The following is an 18,656-nucleotide window of genomic DNA, read 5'->3' on the forward strand; positions in this document are numbered from 1 at the left end:
AACTGACCGTGGACGCCCTCGACACCCGGCTCGACGCCGGCACCTACGAGGTCCTGCGCGACCGGCTCGCCCGGGCCGCCGCCGAACTCGCCGACCGCGCACGGGCGTTGAACGCCCGCCGGGTCGAGGAGTTCGGCGGCGGGGAGCTGCGGCTCACCGGCACCGGGCGGCTCACCACCGCCCGGCCCTGCCTGCCGCAGGACCTCACCGCCGCCGGCGGAATGCTGCTGCTTGGCACCCGGCCCGAAGCCTCCGCCGACGACACCGGGGACGTCCTCGGCCTGCACCACCCGGACCTGTCCCCCGCCCCCGCCGAGGGGAGCCTGCTGGACGACCCGCGGCTGCGCCAGGACCTCGCCGAGCTGCGCCGCTACTTCCGCGACGCCCGGCTGGAACGGCTGCGCCCGGTCGGCGGCCGGCTGCTCGCCGTCTTCCGCACCGGCCCGGCCGCCGCCGACGTCCGGGTGCTGCGCTGGCGCCTCGACGACGACCGGGCCGACTACCAGGACGGGCGCGGCGAGCGCGACCACGCCCCCGCCGAGGGCCAGCAGCTCGACTGGACGCCGCTCACCCGTGACGACCAGCTGACCGCCGCCCCCGGCACCGCGCCGCGCGCCGACCTCGCCGGGGAACTCCGCCTCGGCGTGGACGGCGGCCGACTCACCCTCACCACCCCCGACGGCCGCGAACTCCACCACGAGCCGCTCGCCGAGGCCCTGCAGACCCTCGCAGACGCCCAGATCGCCCACGCCCGGCTCGGCACCCTGCTGCTGGTACGGGTGCGCCCGTACCAGGAGGAGACCGTCCGGCACCTGGTGGTCCACCTGCCCACCGGCAGGGTCACCCGGATCGACGCACTCGGCCAGGCCTGCCTGCGGCTGCCCGCCGACCAGGGCGTGGCCTTCCCCGGCGGCTGCCACCTCGCCGACGGCACCGTGCGCGTCTTCGACCAGCCGGTGGACGGCCTGGTGTACGAGCGCACCCTCCTCTCCCCCAACGGCGAGGACGTGCTGTACGAGTTCCGCTCCCCCGCCGACGGGCACGCGCTGCTCCAGCCGTACAACTCCGTCCGCCAGGAGGCCGCCGCCCCGCTCGCCTGCCAGGGCTACGCGCTGCTCGACGACGGCACCCTCATCGCCCTGCGCCCGGCCGAGGACGGCCCCACCCGGCTGCACCCCGTCCAGCTGTGGCAGAGCCCGTTCACCAGCGAACGCCACGCCGCCCAACAGCCGCCCGGCACCGGCCCGTTGGCCCGGATCGGCAACGCCGACCTGGTCCGCGGCCTGGCCGACTGCCTGGCCCTGGCCCGACTGGCCGCGGCCGGCGCCGACACCCCGGCCGGGCACCGGGCCGTGCTCGCCGCCTGCACCCGCACCGCCGACCGGCACCACTGGCTCGGCCAGGACGGCCTCGGCGACCTCGCCGCGCCGCTCGCCGAGATCCGCGACACCGCCCGGCAGGTGATCGCCGAGTACGAGGCGATCGCCCAGCTCACCGCGCACGCCGCGGCCCGCACCGAGGAGACCGCCGAGCATGTCGAGGGCCTGCTGCGCACCGCGCGCGGCGAAACCCTCGCCGACGCCGCCGAGTGGGTCGACCGGCTGGCCGCACTGCGCCGCGCCCAGGGCCGGGTCGAGGCGCTGCGCGACCTGCCGCGGGTGGACCGCCAGCGGATCGACGCGCTCGCCGAGCACCTCGCCGAGGGGCTGGCCGAGGCCGCCGACCGGGCGGTGGTCCAGCTCGCCGAACCCGCCGCCTTCGAGCCGCACCGGCTCCGGGCCGGCGAACTGGTCGAGCAGTGCGCGGCCATCGCCACCGCCGCCGAGGCGGAACCGCTGTCCGCGCGGCTGAGCGAGCAGAGCGAGGCCCTGCAGACCGTCTCGGAGCTGGTCGGCACCCTCGACCTGGCCGACGCCACCACCCGCACCGCGATCCTGGACCGGCTCGCCGACGTCCTCGGGCTGCTCAACCGGGCCCGCACCACCCTGACCGTCCGCCGCCGGGAGCTGCGCACCCGAGAGGCCGCCGCCGAGTTCGCCGCCGAGACCGCGCTGCTCGCCCAGGCCGTCACCGCCGCCCTCGCCGCCGCCGACACCCCCGAGGGCTGCGACGACCAGCTCGGCCGGCTGCTGCTGCGGATCGAACAGCTGGAGACCCGCTTCGCCGACGCCGACCCGGCGCTCGGCGAACAGCTCGCCGACCGGCGCACCGAGGTCCACGACGCGCTCACCGCCCGCCGCCAGCACCTGCTGGAGGAGCGGGCCGGCCGGGCCGACCGGCTGGCCGCCTCCGCCGAGCGCGTCCTCGACACCCTGCACCGGCGCCTCGCCGCCCTCGACACCGCCGCCGAGATCGACGCCGCCCTGGCCGCCGACCCGACAGCCGTCAAACTCCGCGACCTGGCCCGGCAGTTGACCGAGCTCGGCGACCGGGTCCGGGCCGAGGAGCTGACCGGACGGCTGCGCGCCGCCCGCGGCCGCGCCCACCGCGCCCTGCGCGACCGCGCCGAGCTCGCCGGGGACGGCCCCGGCACCCTGCGGCTGGGCCGCCACCTGTTCACCGTCACCACCCAGCGCCCCGAACTCACCCTGCTGCCCTGGCGTGGCCGCCCTGCCTTCACCCTCACCGGCACCGACTACCGCTCCCCCGTCACCGACCCGGCCTTCGCCGCCACCGAGCGGTACTGGGCCCGGCCGCTGCCCTCCGAGACGCCCACGCTCTACCGCGCCGAGTACCTGGCCGCGAGCCTGCTGCTGGCCGCCTCACCGGAGGCGCTGTCGGCGGACGTGCTGTTGGCGGACGCGCTGTCGGACGAGGGCGACCTGCTGGAGTACGTCCGCCGGGCCGCCGAACAGCGCCCGGACGAGGGCTACCAGCGCGGGGTGCACGACCACGACGCCGCCCTGGTGCTCCGCGCCCTGCTCGAACTCGGCGCCGAGGCGGGCCTGTTGCGCCACCCGGCCGCCGCCCGGGCGGCGGCCCAGCTGTACTGGGCGCACGGTACGGACGAGCGGCAGCGGCTGGTCTGGCACACCCGGGCCCGCTCGCTCGGCCTGGCCCGCCAGACGTACGGGCCGGTGCCGGCCCTGGCCGCGCTGGCCTCCGAACTGTCGGCCGCCGTCGCGGAGTTCGCACCTGACGTGCCGGCAGCGCTCGGCGCCGGGGACTACCTGGTGGCCGAACTCGCCGCCGCCACCCCGACCTTCGCCTACTCGGCCGGCGCGGCCGCCCTGCTGGAGAAGTTCCGCGCCGCGCCCGAGTCCGCCGGGCTGACCGAGGCGCTGGCCGCCCTGCCCGAGGAGCCCTCGCTGCTCCCCGTTCGGCGCCAACTGGCCGCCGCCTGGCTGGAGTCGGCCGCCGCCGACGCCGACCCGGGCGACCTCGCCGAGGCCGCCGCCGTACTGCTCTGCCCGTCGCTGCCGCGCCGCCCCGCCGAGGGCGCCGTCGCCACCCGGCTGACCGGGCTGCTCGGCGACCACCCGCGGGTCTCCGGTGGCGCCCTGGACCTGCGGCTGGACGAACTGCTCGCCCGCGTCGGCGAGTTTGAGGCCGTCGAGGTGCCCGGCTACCGCGCCTACCAGCGGCTGCGCGGCGACCTGCTGGCCGCCGAGCACGCCCGGCTGCGGCTCGACCAGTACCGCCCCGCGCCGCTCAACGGCTTCGTCCGCAACCGGCTGATCGACCAGGTGTACCTGCCGCTGGTCGGCGACAACCTCGCCAAGCAGCTCGGCACCGTCGACTCCGGCGGGCCGGTCGACCGCAGCGGCCTGCTGCTGCTCGTCTCCCCGCCCGGCTACGGCAAGACCACCCTGGTCGAGTACCTCGCCGAGCGGCTCGGCCTGCTGCTGGTCTCGGTCAGCGGCCCGGCACTCGGCCACCACGTCACCTCGCTGGACCCGGCCAAGGCGCCCGACGCCACCGCCCGCCGCGAGCTTGAGAAGCTCAACTTCGCCCTGCACGCGGGCGACAACGTGCTGCTCTACCTGGACGACGTGCAGCACACCTCGCCCGAGTTCCTGCAGCGCTTCATCCCGCTGTGCGACGCCCAGCGCCGGATCGACGGCGTCTGGGACGGCGAGGCCCGCGAGTGGGACCTGCGCGGCAAGCGCTTCGCGGTGGTGATGGCCGCCAACCCGTACACCGAGTCCGGCCGGCTGTTCCGGCTGCCCGACATGCTCGCCAACCGCGCCGACGTCTGGAACCTCGGCGACGCCGTCGCCGGCCGCGAGGACCTCTTCGCGCTCAGCTTCGTCGAGAACGCCCTGCCCGCCAACCCGCACCTGGCCCCGCTCGCCACCGCCGAGCGCGCCGACCTGGACACCCTGCTCGCCCGCGCCGCGGGCACCCCCGGCGGCACCCTGGCCGGCGCCTGGCCGGCTGCCGAGGTGGAGCGGATGACCGCCGTCCTGGCCGGACTGCTCCACCTGCGCGGCACCGTCCTGGCCGTCAACCGGGCCTACCTCGCCTCCGCCGCCCAGGACGACCGCGCCCGCACCGAGCCACCGTTCCTGCTCCAGGGCTCCTACCGCAACATGGCCAAGCTCGCCCAACGCCTCGACCCGGCGCTCACCCGACCCGAGTTGGACGCCCTGCTCGCCGACCACTACCGGGCCGAGGCCCAGCCGCTCGGCGCCGACGCCGAGGCCCAGCTGCTGAAGCTGGCCGAGCTCCGGGGCGCTCTGACGCCGGAGCAGGCGCAGCGCTGGGCGGAGCTGAAGCGCACCTGGCGTGGGGTGTAGCTAGCTACACCCCCGGAAGTGAACCCCTGCTCATTGAGCCGGCCTGGTCCGGCGCGGTGGGATGGGGATCATGAACGCCGCGCACTTCGCCGTTGAACTCCGCTCCGTCCGCCGGACCTACCGGCGCGGGCCCGAACCCGTCGTCGGCCTGGACGACGTGAGCGTCGGGTTCCCCTTCGGCACCTTCACCGCCGTCATGGGCCCCTCCGGCTCCGGCAAGTCGACCCTGCTGCGGTCGGCCGCCGGCCTGGAGGCGATCGACGGCGGCGAGGTGCGGGTCGACGGCACCGTCCTCGGCGGGCTGCGCGACAAGGAGCTGACCGTCCTGCGCCGGGAGCGGATCGGCTTCGTCTTCCAGTCCTTCAACCTGCTGCCCGCCCTGACCGCGGCCCAGAACGTGGCACTCCCGGCCAAGCTGTCCGGCCGCCGCCCCGCGCCGACCGAGGTGACCGCCGCCCTGGCCGCGGTCGGCCTCGCCGACCGGGCCGGGCACCGGCCGGGCGAGCTCTCCGGCGGCCAGCAGCAGCGGGTCGCCATCGCCCGGGCGCTGATCACCCGCCCGGCGGTGCTGCTCGCCGACGAACCGACCGGCGCGCTGGACACGAAGAGCGGCCGCGAGGTGCTCGCCCTGCTGCGCGGGATGGCGGACGACCCCGGCCGGGCCGTGGTCATGGTCACCCACGACCCCGTCGCCGCCTCCTACGCCGACCAGGTGCTCTTCCTCCGGGACGGCCGGCTGGCCGGCTCGCTGGAGCGGCCCACCGCCGAGCAGGTCGCCGCCCGGATGACCGCGCTGGAGGCCCACTCGCCGGAGGTTCGCTCGGCGCAAGCTCACTCGGCGCAGGCTCACTCGGCGGAGGCTGCGGCATGCTGACCCTCGCCCTCGCCTCCGTCCGGCTCCGCTGGGCCTCGTTCGTCGGCAGCTTCGTCGCGCTGGCTTGCGGCGTCGCCCTGATAGCCACGTCCATCCTGGTCATCGCCGCCACCGTCGACGTCCCCGACCAGGGCCGCCAGCGCTTCTCCGAGGCCCCGGTCCTGGTGACGGCCGACCTGAACGTCGACTTCAAGCCCGCGAACGGTGACGTCCAGCCGACCCCGGTCCCCGCCCAGCCCGGTCTGCCCGCCGGGCTGATCGCCGCCGTGGCCGCGACCGGCCGTACGGTCGAGGACCACACCTTCTACGCCCAGCTCCCGGACGGCCCGCGTGACCAGGTCGGACGCGCCTGGTCCAGCGCGGCCCTCGGGGGCTACCGGCTCGCCGCCGGCGCCGCCCCGGCCGCCGACGACCAGGTCGTCATCGGCGGCGGCCGCCCGGAGCAGGTCGGACAGCGCGTCCGGTACGTCACCGCCGACGGCGTACACAGCGCGACGGTCTCCGGCGTCACCGAGGCCGAGCCGTACGAGCACGCCGTCTTCTTCACCGACGCCCAGGCCGCCCGGTACTGCCCCGCCGTCGGCGCGCTGGCCGCCTTCGGCCCCGCCGACGCGGTGCGCCGGGCCGTGGACGCGACCGGCGGCGCGAGCGTCGCCCGGGTGCTCACCGGCACCGAGCGCAGCCAGGCGGACCCGCACCACGCCGAGGTCAGCAGCCGGCTGGACGGCGTGCAGACCCCGCTCGGCCTGTCCGCCGCGGTCTCCGGCGGCACCGCCGTGTTCGTGGTGGGCGGCACCTTCGCGCTGTCGATCGCCCAGCGCCGCCGCGAACTCGCCCTGCTGCGGCTGATCGGCGCCACCCGCCGGCAGCTGCGCACCCTGGTCAACCGGGAGGCCCTGGTGGTCGGCGTGCTGGCCTCCGCCGCCGGGTGCGCGCTCGGCGCGGCCGGGACGGCGCCGGCCGGCCGCTGGCTGGTCGACCACGGCATGGTGCCGGCCGAGTTCACCGTCCCGGTCACCTGGTGGGGGCTGCTCGTCGCGGCCTCGATCGGGCTGCTGACCGCGATCACCGGCGTGGTGTTCTCCTCGGTGAAGGCCGGGCTGATCAGCCCCGGCGAGGCGCTCGCGGAGGCGGACGCCGAACGGACCTCGCGCCTCGCGCTGGCGTTCCGCTGGGTGAGCGGCCTGCTGGTGCTGGGCGGCGGCAGCGCGGCCCTCGTACTGACGGCGAAGAGCTGGCCGGACACGGCGGCCAACGTCGCCGACTCGCTCTCCCTGCTGCTGGCGATCGTCACCGGCTGCGTGCTGCTGGCGGCCGTGCTGGCCGGACCGGCGATCCGGCTGCTGACGGTGCTGCCCGGGCTGGTGGCCCGACTGCGCGGCCGCGCAGTCGAGGACGGCGGCGGCATCGTCTGGGCCACCGCCCGGCAGAGCTCGCTGACCGCCTTCCGGCGCACCGCCGCGACCACCACCCCGGTGGTGCTGATCATCGCCTTCGCCGGGTGCCTGCTCGGCAGCATCGACACCATCAACCGCTCGCAGGTCACCGAGGTCCACCACCAGCTGTCCGCCGCCGACCTGGTCGTCACCCCGGCCGGTACCCCCGGTCTGAGCACGGCCGTGGCGGAACGGGTCCGCTCGGTCCCCGGGGTGCGGGCGCTGGTGATCACCCCGACCTCCGTCATGGCGACCGTGGCCGACGGCCAGGCCCTGGTGCCCTTCCGCGCCGCGACGGCGGACCCCACCGCGCTGGCCGAGGTCGACCGGCTCCCGGTCATCGCCGGCTCGCTCGCCGACCTCGGCCCCGACTCGATCGTGCTCAGCCGCACCTGGCCCGGCTCGCCCGCGGTCGGCGGGCAGGTGTCGGTCCGGCTGGCCGACGGCACCCCGCGGAACCTGCGGGTCGCCGCCCTGCTCGGCACCGGCGCCGAAGCCGTCCAGGCCTGGGTGACCGGCCCCAACGCCGTCACCGGCGGTGTCGGCGGCCCGGCCCTGGTCAGCCGGATCGACCTGCGGCTGCTGCCCGGCACCGACCGCGCGCAGGCCACCGCCGCGCTGCGGACGGCCGTGGACGGGCTGGGCGCCCGGCTCACCACCCCCGAGGAGGTCTGGTCCGCCGCCACCGACAGCACCGAGCGGGATTCCTGGAACGCCCTGCTGATGATCCTCGGCCTGGCGATCTGCTACGCGGCGATCACGCTGGCCAACTCCCTGGTGATGACGGTCAGCGACCGCCGCCAGGAGCTCTCCCTGCTGCGTCTGGCCGGCGCCACCAAGGCCCAGGTGCTGCGCACCGTCGCCGTCGAGACGCTGATGTGCGTCGCGGCCGGCACCCTGCTGGGCGTGCTCGGCACGGCGATCAGCGTCGGTGGCTCCTGGGCCGCTCTGACCGACCTGGTCGGCCCGACGCCCGCGGTCGTCCCCTGGACGGTGCTGGGCGTGCTCGCCGCCGCCTGCGCAGTCATCGCCCTGACGGCCGCGGTGCTCCCGGCGGCGCTGGCCCTGCGCGGCCGGGACGGCCAGGGCATCCTCCGCGGCGCGGCGGGGGCGGCCTGAGTCCCGCCGCAGTGACCGCACGTGCCGGTGTTGCCGGCACCTGGCTGAAGGACACCCTGGTCGGCTGATCACCCAGTCCGAAGACCGTACGAACCCTCCTGACGGCGCAGCCCCCGTGGCGCCGCCGGGAGGGGCCGCCGGCCCGCGGCTAGCGTGTCCGCATGGGTGCTCAGGAACTCGACCTCGCCGCGCTGCGCCGGGTGTACGGACGCATTGGCAGCCGGTGGTTCTACACCCGGGTGGCCCGCAACGCCCGGCACTGGGGGTGGACCGAGCCCGGGCAGTCGAAGTGGCGACTGTGGCGGGCGCAGCGACAGTTGGAGGACGTGCTCGGCCGCAAGCTGGCCCTGCCCGCCGGGTCCCGGGTGCTGGACGCGGGCTGCGGGGCCGGGGTGGTGGCCCGGGCGATGGCGACCGGCTTTGGGCTGCTGGTCACCGGGGTCGACGTGCTGGACTTCCACCTCGCCGAGGCCCGTCGGCTGAGCGCCCGCGCCGCGCTGGCCGACCGGACCGTCTTCAGCTGGGGCGACTACCACGAACTCCCTTTCCCGGACAGCGAGTTCGACGGCGCGTACTCGATGGAGACGCTCGTCCACTCCTACCACCCGGCCCGCGCCCTGGCCGAGTTCCACCGGGTGCTGCGCCCGGGCGGTCGGCTGGTGCTGCTCGGCCCGATGAGCACCGGCCCGTTGGACGAACTCCCGCAGCATGCACGGGGGTTGCTCGAACCGTACCTGGACGCGATGGCGATGACCGGCGCCCGCTTCTACCACGCCGGCAACCTGCCGCAGCTGCTCGCCGAGGCCGGCTTCGAGGTCGAGGAGGCACTGGACGCGACGCCGTACTACACGCCCACCACGGAGGCGGTGCACGCGTACTTCCGGCTGCCGTGGGAGGTGCTGCGCCGCTTCGGCGACCCGGCGCGGTGGCTCAACCTGCGCTCCACGGTGGAGATGTACGACGTGCGCGAGTACGTCGCCTGGTACGTTCACACCGCCGTCAAGCCATCGGGGTGACCACCGCCGTGGACGAGCACTCCGCCCCGCCGCCGTACCCGAGTGGCTCGTTCCGCGTACGGCGGTTCTATCCCGAGGGTTCGGAGGTGGCCGAGCCTGCCGAGACGGTCGACGCCACCGAGGCGGCCAGCGACTCCCAGACCGGGTCCGGCAGTCCGGGCACCGATCGCCCCTCCGACTGCCACAGGCGCGCCAGTTCGGCATAGATGGGCACCTCCGGGTCAGGTTCCGGAGGGTGCCCTGCCCGCTGCAGGATCGTTTCTTCGGTCGGCCGACGCCACGCAGCCGATGCCACCCCAAAACTACTCACATCAACCCAACGCGCCCCCGGGCGCCAGGTCACGGCCACGTCAACCGGGCGGCCCACGCCTCCACCCGCGCGGGCCGCCCTGCCTACCGAGTCCGGGCGCGCGGTTCAGCGCCGTCGGCCCGCCGCCAGCAGTTCCGCCACCGTCGCCAGCTTCACCCGCGGCCGCCCCTGCGCCGCGCCCCGCTCGCGCTCCGCCCGGTCCACCGCGCGCAGTTCCTTCAGCCCCACCGCGTCCGGCCGGCGCCGCCGCACCAGCCGCTCGAACTCCGCCCGCCCCGCCGACGGTTCGGGCAGTACCCGGGCCACCGCATCGTCCAGCAGCGCGTCCACCGTCTCCCGGGCGCAGGCCCGGTTGGCGCCGATCCCGCCGGACGGCCCGCGCTTGGCCCAGCCCACCACGTACGCGCCCGGCAGCGCCCGCCCGGTGGCGGGGTCGACGACCCGTCCGCCGCGCTGCGCGAGCGTCCCGGTCCGCTCGTCGAACGGCAGCCCCGGCAGTGGCACGCCCCGGTGCCCGATCGAGCGCACCACCAGCCCGGCCCGCAGGGTGTCCATCTCCCCCGCCACCCCGAGCGGCTCGCCGTCCGCCGTCAGCGCGGTCCGCTCGACGGTCAGCCCCGAGACCCGGCCGTCCTCACCGGTCAGCTCGACCGGCGCCGACAGGAAGCGCAGCACGATCCGCCGCCCCGGCCCCGGCTCCGCGCCGCCGTCGTGCCGCACCAGCGGCAGGCCGGCGAGCAGCCCGGCCCGCGAGTCCGGCGCGGCCGCCTCGATCGCCGCCCGCACCTCCGGGTGGTCCTCGACCACCAGCTCGACTCCCGGCAGCCGGCCCAGCGCCAGGAACTCCGGCCTGCTCCAGGCCGCCTGCTCGGGCCCGCGCCGGGCCAGCAGCACGACCTCCCGGACCTTGCTGCGGCGCAGCGCGGCCAGGGCGTGGTCAGCGATGTCGGTGGCGGCGAGCCGGTCGGGGTCGGTGAGCAGGATGCGGGCGATGTCGACCGCGACGTTGCCGTTGCCGACCACCACCACCCGCTCGGCGGACAGCTCCACCGTGCCGGCCGGCACCGTCGGGTCGGCGTTGTACCAGCGGACGAAGGCGGTCGCGGGCAGGCTGCCCGGCAGGTCCTCGCCGGGCACGCCGAGCCGCCGGTCCGCGGCCGCGCCGACCGCGTACACCACCGCGTGGTGGTGCGCGGCCAGTTCCTCGTGGGTGACGTCGGTGCCGACGTCCAGGTTGAGGTGCATCCGCAGCCGCGGGTCGTGGAAGACGCTCGCGAAGCTCTCCGCGATCCGCTTGGTGGACTGGTGGTCGGGCGCCACGCCGTGCCGGAGCAGGCCGCCGGTGACCGGCAGCCGGTCGATCATGGTGAGCTCGGCGCCGGTGCAGCGCAGCAGTTCCTGCGCGGTGTACCCGGCGGAGGGCCCGGTGCCGACGACGGCGATCCGCAGCGTGCCCAGCTCACCCGGCAGGCTGCGCGGGAAGCTGGGCGCGCCCCAGGCGTGGTCGTTGGGGTGATCGCGGTACCAGTCCCGGTTGAGGTCGCCGAAGACGACGTCCGGCCCGCGCAGCCGGTCGACCGGGAACACCGCGTCCACCGGGCAGGCGTCCGCGCAGGCGCCGCAGTCGATGCACGCCCGCGGGTCGATGTACAGCATGTCGGTGCTGCCGAACTCCGGTTCGTCCGGGGTCGGGTGGATGCAGTTGACCGGGCAGACGGACACGCACGAGGCGTCGTTGCAGCAGGTACGGGTGATCGCGTAGGCCATGGCCGGAGTGGGGTCCTCGCTCTAGCTGGTTCGTCGTCAGAGCATGTGCACGCGGCGGTAGACGGCCGCCGATCGGCTGGTGAGCAGCCCGGCCTCGGCGAGGAACGCCATCAGGTGCCGGGAGCTGTTGCGCATCATCGCCTTGCGGTGCTCGTTGTCCTTCGCCTCTGCGAGCGCCCGCGCGACGTCCAGCCCGGCGGCCTTGTACACGCCCGGGTGGACCATGCTGCTGACGATGACGTACGCGCCGATCGCGATGCCGGTGGCCGAGGTGCGGCGGCGGGCCGGGCCCGCGTGGCGCATCCGCTCGCGGATCTCCTGCCGGGCGAACTTCATGTGCCGCGACTCCTCGACCACGTGGATCCGGGAGGTGCCGCGGACGATCTCCAGGACGTTCTCGCCGCGCATCCAGTCGCGCTGCATGACGTCCAGCACCTCCTCGGCCACCAGGATGCCGCCGTAGGCGAGTTCACCCTTGGCGAGCGCCTTGAAGGCGCGCCCGGCCTGGGCGATCACCTTGTTGGGCCGGTAGGCGGGGACGCCCATCTTCTGGCAGGCGCGGGCGAACATGATCGAGTGGCGGCACTCGTCGGCGATCTCGGTGAGCGCGAACTGGAACTCGGCGCTGGCGGGGTTCTTCAGGTACTGATCGCGCAGCACCATCTGCTGGAGGATCATCTCGAACCAGATGCCGGTGTTCATGATCGAGCAGACCTCGTGCCGGGTGAGGGTGACCCGCTGCTGTTCGGTCATCCCGTCCCAGAGCCGGGTGCCGTAGAGGGTGCTCCACTCGGGGTTGAGGCCGTAGTGCTCCTCCGGGAGGGGGGCCTCCCAGTCGATCTCGGTCAAGGGGTCGAAGGAGAGGGTGGCGGCCGAGTCCAGCAGCCGCTTCGAGACGTCGTCGTCGGCCGCCGTGTGGCCGTGCTCGGTCGCCTGCCGGGTGAGAGCCATGGCTGCCTCCAGGTGCCTGCTCCTGCGGGTTCCCGCTCGCCCGCTTATTAGACGGACAGTACAATAAGAGCCCGGTCGCGAGAACCCCCCGCGCAGGTGTGAACCGGCGCGAGGCCGGGCGGCGCGCGCCCCCCTTCCGTACGGTCCGGGCACGCGGAAGGGCGAGGAAGCCGCCGTCGACCCGTTCCGCCCGGTCGGTCCACGGCCCCCTCAGCCCTCTCGGCCAGGACCCGGCGTCACCGCCGGTCCGCCGCGTCGAAGGCGGCGAGGGAGCGGGCTGCGGGTTCGAGGGCGTGCCGGAGCGCCTCCAGGGTGGCGGGCTCCAATCCGCCGAGGGCTTCGGAGAGTTCGTCGGCCGCGTCGTGGGCGATCTCCGCCGCCACCGTGTCGGCCGGTGTGCGGGGGCCGAGTTTGCTGACGGCGGCCGCCGCGCGGGTGGGGGTGAGGAGGGTGGAGGCTTGGACCAGGAGCCAGGCGGGGACGCCTGCCGCGCCTTCCGGTGGGGGGAGGTACGGGCGGGCACCGTCGTAGCGGTCGTCCTCGGCGAAGGCCTTCTGTTTGGCCTTGATGACGGGCCGGGCGGTGTCCGACTCGTGCCATTCACCGGCCGGTTTGAGGACGTACCCCTCGGCGAGGTTGTCGGCCAGTTCCGGTAGTCCGAGCAGGGCCGGGACGCGGCTCGGGAAGGTGACCGGCAGGTCCTGCAGGGTGTTCAGGGAGCCGTGTCCGAGCAGTGGCACGCAGGTGAGGCCGGCGGCGGACGCGGCGGACCGGAGTTCACGGTCGGCGATCCACCACCGCCCTTCGGCCGTCTCCACCGTCGCGTCGAAGGGGAGCCAGCGCAGCCCGGGGGCGTACCAGACGCCGGTCTGTACGGGTTCGGCTCCGGTGACGGCGGGCACGTCGGGGTGCGGGTAGCGGCCGCCGGCGAGTTCGCCGTAGACGGTGACGACGGCGGATTCCCCCCGGGTTGCCCGTAGAGCGGCTGCGAAGCGCCCGGCTGCGACGAGGAGTTGCGGCCAGATCCGGCTCACGCCGAAGAAGGCGTCGAGTTCCTCGTCGCCCAGCAGGTCGCGCCGCTTGGCGGGCCGTACGGAGGGGCCTTCGCAGACCACGGCGAAGTGGGCGCCGTGCACCTTCTCCGCCGCGATCCACTCGCGGCCGCCGGGTGCGCCGGAGCGTCCCCGGGCGGGGATCTTCGGGTAGGGCTTCAGTTCGGCCCCTGCGGGCCCTTCGAACGCCGTCTCGGACACGAACAGATCCTCGCCGCAGCGCCCGCCCCCCGGCAACGGGGATTCAGCGGCCGGCAGTCGTACGAGCGGCCGCCTCCCACACCCCGGCCAGGTGCGCGTGCAGCAGTTCCTCCGCCTCGGCCGTCGTCCGGTGGCCGATCAGCACGTGCGCGGTGAGTCCGTCGGCGAGGGCGAGCAGGGTGCGGGCTTCGCGCCGGGCGTCGACAGCGTCCGACGCTTCCGCGATGAGTCCAGCGAGCAGCCCTTCGAGGTCGGCGTAGCTGGTCCGCAGGCCGGCCGCGAGGGCCGGGTCGACGGCGGCGGCGGCGAGGAAGGCGAGCCAGATCCGTGCTTCGGCCCGGTGTTCGTCGCGCAGCAGGGCGACCTCGCCGACGACGTGTCCGACGGTGCTCGCTGCGGACTGGGCGGGGCTGGCGACGACCCGGCCGTGGGCGCGTTCGGTGACGCGTGCGCCGATGTGGCCGAGGGCGAACCGCAGCATCTCCTCCTTGGTGCGGAAGCAGCGCTGGACGGCGCCCATGGAGACGTCCGCCCTGGTGGCGACGTCCCGCAGGGTGACGCCTTCGAGGCCCTGGGCGTCGATCAGCGCGCACACGGCCTCGGCGATCCGTCGGCGCCGTTCCTCGTGGTCGACCTGTTTCGGCATACCGGCCCCCGCACTTCCCGTCCGCACTCGAAAATTATTCCGATGCAAGCGTATCGGATCTCCGGCTAGGGTTCCGGTGCCGCCGCATCCGATGCACCCGCATCGGAACAGCAATCGCATCGGAACGAACCAAGGAGCCCCCCGTGTGGAAACTCCCCGCCACCGCCATCGCCGCCGCCGTCCGCAGCGGCCAGGTGTCCGCGCGCGAGGTGGTGGACGCCCACCTCGCCCGGATCGCCGAGGTCAACCCGCAGGTGAACGCCGTCACCCAGCTCCTCGCCGACCGCGCCCGCGCCGCCGCCCGGGAGACCGACCGGGCCCGGGCGGCGGGCGAGCGGCTCGGCCCGCTCGCCGGGGTGCCGTTCACGGTCAAGGAGTGCACCCGCATCGAGGGCGTGCCGACCACCTTCGGCACGCCGCGCTTCCGCGAGCTGATCGCCCCCGCCGACGCCATCCCGGTGGCCCGGCTGCGCGCCGCCGGGGCGATCCCGATCGGGCACAGCAACATGCCGACCCTGATCCTGGCCGGGATGCACACCCGCAGCGAGCTGTACGGCGACACCCGCAACCCGTGGGACGCCACCCGCACCCCCGGCGGCAGCAGCGGCGGGGACGGCGTGGCGGTGGCCACCGGCATGGCCGCGCTGGGGCTCGGCAACGACTCCGGTGGCTCGGTTCGCGTCCCGGCTGCCTTCTGCGGGGTCGCCGCACTCAAGCCGACGACCGGCCGGTTCGCCGCCGACCAGCGGATGCTGGGCCCGGACGATCCCGGCCCGGCCTCCCAACTCCTGGTCACGGACGGCCCGTTGGCTCGCACGGTGGCCGACCTGCGGCTCGCGTACGAGACCCTGGCCGGGCCGGATCCACGCGACCCGCGCGCCGTCCCGGCGCCGCTGTACGGAGAGCCGCTGTACGGAGGGACCCTGCACGGCGAGCCGCTCGGCAACCCGCCGAGGGTCGCCATGGTCGCCGACCCGGGCGGCCACGGCGTCCACCCCGCCGTCCGCCGCGCCGTCGAGGCCGCCGCCGAAGCCCTGCGCGACGCCGGGTACCAGGTGGACGAGGTCCCCGACGTCCCCCGGCTGGACGAGGCGCTGAGGGCCTACCACCGGCTCACCAACACCGAGTTCGCCCCCAGCTGGCCCGCCGTGCGGCAGCTGCTGGGCGAGGGCGGGGACCGCTACATCGAGCTGACCATGCGCCACACCCCGCCCGTCGACGCCGCCGGGCTGATCGGGCTCATGGGCACCTGGATGAACATCCGCCGCTCCTGGACGGAGTTCCTGGACACCTACCCGCTGCTGCTCGGCCCGGTCTTCACCGAGCCCCCGGTGGAACCCGGCCTGGAGTCGCGCGACCAGGCCGGGCGGGACCGGGTCGCCTCGGCCATGCGGCTCTGCTCGGTCACCAGCTTCGTCGGCGTCCCGGCCGTCGCCGTCCCGACCGGGCTGGACCCCGACGGCCTGCCCACCGGAGTGCAGCTGGTCGGGCGCCCGTTCCGCGAGGACCTCTGCCTGGCCGCCGCCCAGCACGTCGAGGACCGGCTCGGCACCCTCACCCCGATCGACCCCTGGGTGTAACGAACCGGGACCACTGTGGTGATGCTGTTCGAAGGGCTCCGGCGGCGCGGCCCGCCCGGGCCGCAGCAGGTCGAGCCCGAAGCCGAGCAGCAACAGGCAGCCACCCGCCAGGACCAACGCGCCCAACGCCGTACCGATCTCGCCGGCCACCGGTCACTCCTGGATGCGGGTGGGGGTCACAGCATCTCGGGCCGACGGGCGCCCCAAGAACCGGGGGGTCTTGAGGCGCCCTACGGCCGACGCCGGGGCCGGCGTACGGGGGGTGTTCCGGCCCCGGCGCGCTGACGGGTGGGCGGTGAGCGCTCTGCTCGGGCCACGCCACCCTGGCTCGTGATCCGTGTTTCCGGAAGGTCAGTACTTGTTCGAGTCGGTGCAGGTCTTCCGCAAGTCCTTCAGCCGGTCGTTCTGTTCGGCCAGGTAGTCGACCACGGTGCGGGCGCCGTGGTCCTTCGGCTGGGCGTCGCGCAGCGACTTCGCGGCGGTCTCGACGGCCTTGCGCAGGTCGTCGTCCGGCGCGATCTTCGCCAGCTCGTCGAGCTTGTCCGCGCGCTCGCGCACGTCCTTGCGGGCCTTGTCGGCGTCGTTCGGGAAGGGATCGAAGAGGGTCAGCCCCAGCACCCGGGAGCACACCTCGACCCGGTCCGCCGTCGTCTGGGCGTCGGCCTTGCAGGCGGTCGCTCCGAGGGGGAGCACGGCGACGGCGGCCAGGCAGAGCGCCGCCCGCCATCCCGGACGTCGACGTGCTCGGGCCGTGCTCCCTCGGGCTGCCAACGTTTCGTCCACAGCGGCTCCTCCACCGGCAGCTCGTCTTCGGCGGATCCGCCCTACCGGTTCCGCCGCACTTCTTCGGACGGCTTCATCGTCCCGCGCGCGGGCCGCCCGGCACACGGGTGTGGGTGCCCAGTCCGGAGTGCAGTTCGCTGCACCACCTCCCGCCGGGCGGGGCTCAGATCCCCTGGCTCACGTACAGGTCGGACATCGCCACCAGGATGCGGCGGTCGCCGCTGAACGGCTCCCGGGCGTGGGTGGCCAGGAAGTTGTCGACCACCAGGACGTCCCCGCGCTGCCAGGGCACCGACACCGCGGCCTCCTGGTAGAGCTTGCCGATCAACGCCACGGCCTCGTCCTCGATGGGCGTGCCGTCCCCGTAGAACGCGTTGCGCGGCACGCCTTCCGGACCGTACTCGTCCAGGAGGTACTCCGCCACGTCCCCGGGGAGGGTGGAGACGTGCCACATGTGGGCGTGGTTGAACCACACCGTCTCACCGGTGCGCGGGTGCCGGGCGACGGCCTGGCGGACCGAGCGGGTGCGCAGCCCGTCCTCGCCGATCCAGCTGAACTCGGTGTCCGAGGCGCGGCAGTAGGCCTCCACCTCCGCCCGGTCGGTGGTCTGGAAGACGTCCTGCCAGGGGATGTCCAGTCCGGGACTGTAGTTGCGCACGTAGGCGACGCCGTGGCGCCGGAAGCGCTCGCGGATCTCCTCGGGGATCCTCGGGTACACCGCGCGCTCGCTGGCCACCGGGGTGGCTCCGCCCTGCGCGGACGGGCGGTCGCCGTAGAAGTACAGCGTGCTCGGCCAGTTGTGGGAGTAGGACATCTCGTGGTGGAAGTCGATCCACCGGTCGGCGGCCAGCTCGGTGGAGGTGAAGACCTTGTCGGCGATCTCGGTGCGCGGTGCGGCCCGCTCCAGGTAGTCGAGCAGGTCGGGCGAGTACGCGCGGGCGGCGCTGCCGAACTCCGCCGGGCTGTCGACCGCGAATCCCCGGAACAACAGGGCGCCGTGGCGGTGGAGTTCATCGACGAGGCGGGTGCGGTTGGCACTGATCCACCGGTCCAGGCGCACGCCCGGTTCGGCGGCCTCGATGCGCAGCAGGAACGGCTCCGGGTCCACGGGGGCGGTCGTCACCCGGCCGCCGGAGAAGGGCGCTGACGGGTCGGACGCGACGTTCGGCTGGGTCATGAAAGGGCTCCAGTCAGGAGGGGGATGTGGGCACACGGGTCGGGCGGGGCGGTGAGGGCCGGCGAGGGCGGTCGGGTGCACCGCCCTCACCGCCATCGCCGGACCTCACCGGACCTCACCGGAGGGGCGTCAGGCAGCGGCTTCGCGGACCTCCAGGGTGCAGCACTTGACGCTGCCGCCGCCCTTGAGCAGCTCGCTCAGATCCATCCCGATCGGCTCGAAGCCGCGTTCGCGCAGCTCCCGCGCCAAGCCGGTGGCCGCCTCCGGGAGCACCACGTGCCTCCCGTCGCTGACCGCGTTGAGCCCGAACACCGCCGCGTCCTCCGCGGATGCCAGCACGGCGTCGGGGTACAGCCGTTCCAGCACGGCCAGGCTGCCCGGCGAGAACGCCCGGGGGTTGTACATCACCTCGTCGTCGGACAGCACGGCCAGCGCGGTGTCCAGGTGGTAGTAGCGCTCGTCGATCAGCTCCAGGCTGACGACCGGGCAGCCGAAGAACTCCTGGGCCTCGGCGTGCGACCGGGGCTCGCTGCGGAAGCCGGTGCCGGCCAGGACCAGGCTCCCGGCCACCAGGAAGTCGCCCTCGCCCTCGTTGACGTACTCGGGGTCGTGCAGTTCGGTGAAGCCGTTGTCCCGGAACCAGGCGAGGTAGGCCGGCCCCTCGGCGGACCGCTCGACGTTGCGGAACCGGGCGCCCAGGACCTTGCCGTCCACCACCGTGGCGCCGTTGGCGGCGTAGACCATGTCGGGGTAGCCCCTGAGCGGGTCGATCAGCTCCACCTCGTGGCCCAGCTCCAGGTAGAGCGCCCGCAGCTTCTCCCACTGGGCGACGGCCAGATCGGTGTCCACCGGCTTCGCCGGGTCCATCCACGGGTTGATCCGGTAGGTGACCTCGAAGTGCGTGGGACGGCACATCAGGTAGCGGCGCCGACGGGCCTCACGGGCGGGGACGGCGGACTGCGCTCGGTGAGTCATGGCTCTCCTCGGGAAGTGTGACGGACGATG

General features: G+C 74.8%; 13 protein-coding genes. 5 read left to right on the forward strand and 8 right to left on the reverse strand.

The annotated features are described in order from the left end of the window. The first annotated feature begins 8 nt into the window (after positions 1 to 8). The 4 genes from ACIG5E_RS15475 (at position 9) to ACIG5E_RS15490 (ending at position 9,184) form a co-directional block, all read left to right on the forward strand. A complete protein-coding gene (locus ACIG5E_RS15475) occupies positions 9 to 4,739 on the forward strand; it encodes a DNA repair ATPase (protein ID WP_396533915.1) in 4,731 nt (1,576 codons plus the stop codon). A 70-nt stretch (positions 4,740 to 4,809) separates the two neighbouring features. Further along, positions 4,810 to 5,613 (forward strand): ABC transporter ATP-binding protein, encoded by an 804-nt coding sequence (locus ACIG5E_RS15480; protein WP_396533916.1) that lies wholly within the window; start codon positions 4,810 to 4,812, stop codon positions 5,611 to 5,613. Next, positions 5,607 to 8,168, forward strand: coding sequence for an FtsX-like permease family protein (locus ACIG5E_RS15485; protein WP_396533917.1), 2,562 nt, complete (start codon positions 5,607 to 5,609; stop codon positions 8,166 to 8,168). The genes ACIG5E_RS15480 and ACIG5E_RS15485 overlap by 7 nt, the downstream gene beginning before the upstream one ends. A gap of 161 nt (positions 8,169 to 8,329) precedes the next feature. Beyond that, a complete protein-coding gene (locus ACIG5E_RS15490) occupies positions 8,330 to 9,184 on the forward strand; it encodes a class I SAM-dependent methyltransferase (protein ID WP_396533918.1) in 855 nt (284 codons plus the stop codon). A gap of 67 nt (positions 9,185 to 9,251) precedes the next feature. On the opposite strand, the gene ACIG5E_RS15495 is transcribed toward ACIG5E_RS15490, so the two are convergent. From ACIG5E_RS15495 to ACIG5E_RS15515, 5 genes are all read right to left on the reverse strand, one after another. Continuing rightward, positions 9,252 to 9,398, reverse strand: coding sequence for a hypothetical protein (locus ACIG5E_RS15495; protein WP_396533919.1), 147 nt, complete (start codon positions 9,396 to 9,398; stop codon positions 9,252 to 9,254). A 201-nt stretch (positions 9,399 to 9,599) separates the two neighbouring features. Further along, on the reverse strand, positions 9,600 to 11,261 hold the full coding sequence (locus ACIG5E_RS15500; RefSeq protein ID WP_396533920.1) for an FAD-dependent oxidoreductase: 1,662 nt from the start codon (positions 11,259 to 11,261) through the stop codon (positions 9,600 to 9,602). Positions 11,262 to 11,297: 36 nt separating this feature from the next. Next, on the reverse strand, positions 11,298 to 12,212 hold the full coding sequence (locus ACIG5E_RS15505) for a diiron oxygenase (protein WP_396533921.1): 915 nt from the start codon (positions 12,210 to 12,212) through the stop codon (positions 11,298 to 11,300). 236 nt (positions 12,213 to 12,448) lie between these two features. Then, complete coding sequence (locus ACIG5E_RS15510; protein WP_396533922.1) at positions 12,449 to 13,465, reverse strand: RNA ligase family protein; 1,017 nt, start codon at positions 13,463 to 13,465, stop codon at positions 12,449 to 12,451. 43 nt (positions 13,466 to 13,508) lie between these two features. Beyond that, positions 13,509 to 14,111: a TetR/AcrR family transcriptional regulator gene (locus tag ACIG5E_RS15515; protein ID WP_396533923.1), complete on the reverse strand. Its 603-nt coding sequence runs from the start codon at positions 14,109 to 14,111 to the stop codon at positions 13,509 to 13,511. Between the two features lie 143 nt (positions 14,112 to 14,254). On the opposite strand from ACIG5E_RS15515, the gene ACIG5E_RS15520 reads away from it, so the two are divergent. Then, entirely contained in the window at positions 14,255 to 15,691 is a 1,437-nt protein-coding gene (locus ACIG5E_RS15520) for an amidase (RefSeq protein ID WP_396533924.1), read from the forward strand. A 351-nt stretch (positions 15,692 to 16,042) separates the two neighbouring features. On the opposite strand, the gene ACIG5E_RS15525 is transcribed toward ACIG5E_RS15520, so the two are convergent. The 3 genes from ACIG5E_RS15525 to ddaH all read right to left on the reverse strand — a co-directional run bounded on the left by ACIG5E_RS15525 (position 16,043) and on the right by ddaH (position 18,626). Next, the gene (locus ACIG5E_RS15525; protein WP_396533925.1) at positions 16,043 to 16,474 is read right to left on the reverse strand and encodes a hypothetical protein; all 432 of its coding nucleotides are present in this window, start codon (positions 16,472 to 16,474) and stop codon (positions 16,043 to 16,045) included. A gap of 163 nt (positions 16,475 to 16,637) precedes the next feature. Continuing rightward, positions 16,638 to 17,651: a TauD/TfdA family dioxygenase gene (locus ACIG5E_RS15530; RefSeq protein ID WP_396533926.1), complete on the reverse strand. Its 1,014-nt coding sequence runs from the start codon at positions 17,649 to 17,651 to the stop codon at positions 16,638 to 16,640. 129 nt (positions 17,652 to 17,780) lie between these two features. Continuing rightward, positions 17,781 to 18,626, reverse strand: coding sequence for a dimethylargininase (gene ddaH / locus ACIG5E_RS15535; RefSeq protein WP_396533927.1), 846 nt, complete (start codon positions 18,624 to 18,626; stop codon positions 17,781 to 17,783). Positions 18,627 to 18,656 lie beyond the last annotated feature (30 nt).

The sequence above is a fragment of the Kitasatospora sp. NPDC053057 genome, from assembly GCF_044546945.1.
Classification (GTDB): domain Bacteria; phylum Actinomycetota; class Actinomycetes; order Streptomycetales; family Streptomycetaceae; genus Kitasatospora.

Excerpts from the sequence above, each read along its gene's own strand:
- ACIG5E_RS15480 (WP_396533916.1), top strand. The coding sequence starts at position 4,810 with ATGAACGCCGCGCACTTCGCCGTTGAACTCCGCTCCGTCCGCCGGACC.
- ACIG5E_RS15485 (WP_396533917.1), top strand. The coding sequence starts at position 5,607 with ATGCTGACCCTCGCCCTCGCCTCCGTCCGGCTCCGCTGGGCCTCGTTC.
- ACIG5E_RS15490 (WP_396533918.1), top strand. The coding sequence starts at position 8,330 with ATGGGTGCTCAGGAACTCGACCTCGCCGCGCTGCGCCGGGTGTACGGA.
- ACIG5E_RS15500 (WP_396533920.1), bottom strand. The coding sequence starts at position 11,261 with ATGGCCTACGCGATCACCCGTACCTGCTGCAACGACGCCTCGTGCGTG.
- ACIG5E_RS15505 (WP_396533921.1), bottom strand. The coding sequence starts at position 12,212 with ATGGCTCTCACCCGGCAGGCGACCGAGCACGGCCACACGGCGGCCGAC.
- ACIG5E_RS15515 (WP_396533923.1), bottom strand. The coding sequence starts at position 14,111 with ATGCCGAAACAGGTCGACCACGAGGAACGGCGCCGACGGATCGCCGAG.
- ACIG5E_RS15530 (WP_396533926.1), bottom strand. The coding sequence starts at position 17,651 with ATGACCCAGCCGAACGTCGCGTCCGACCCGTCAGCGCCCTTCTCCGGC.
- ddaH (WP_396533927.1), bottom strand. The coding sequence starts at position 18,626 with ATGACTCACCGAGCGCAGTCCGCCGTCCCCGCCCGTGAGGCCCGTCGG.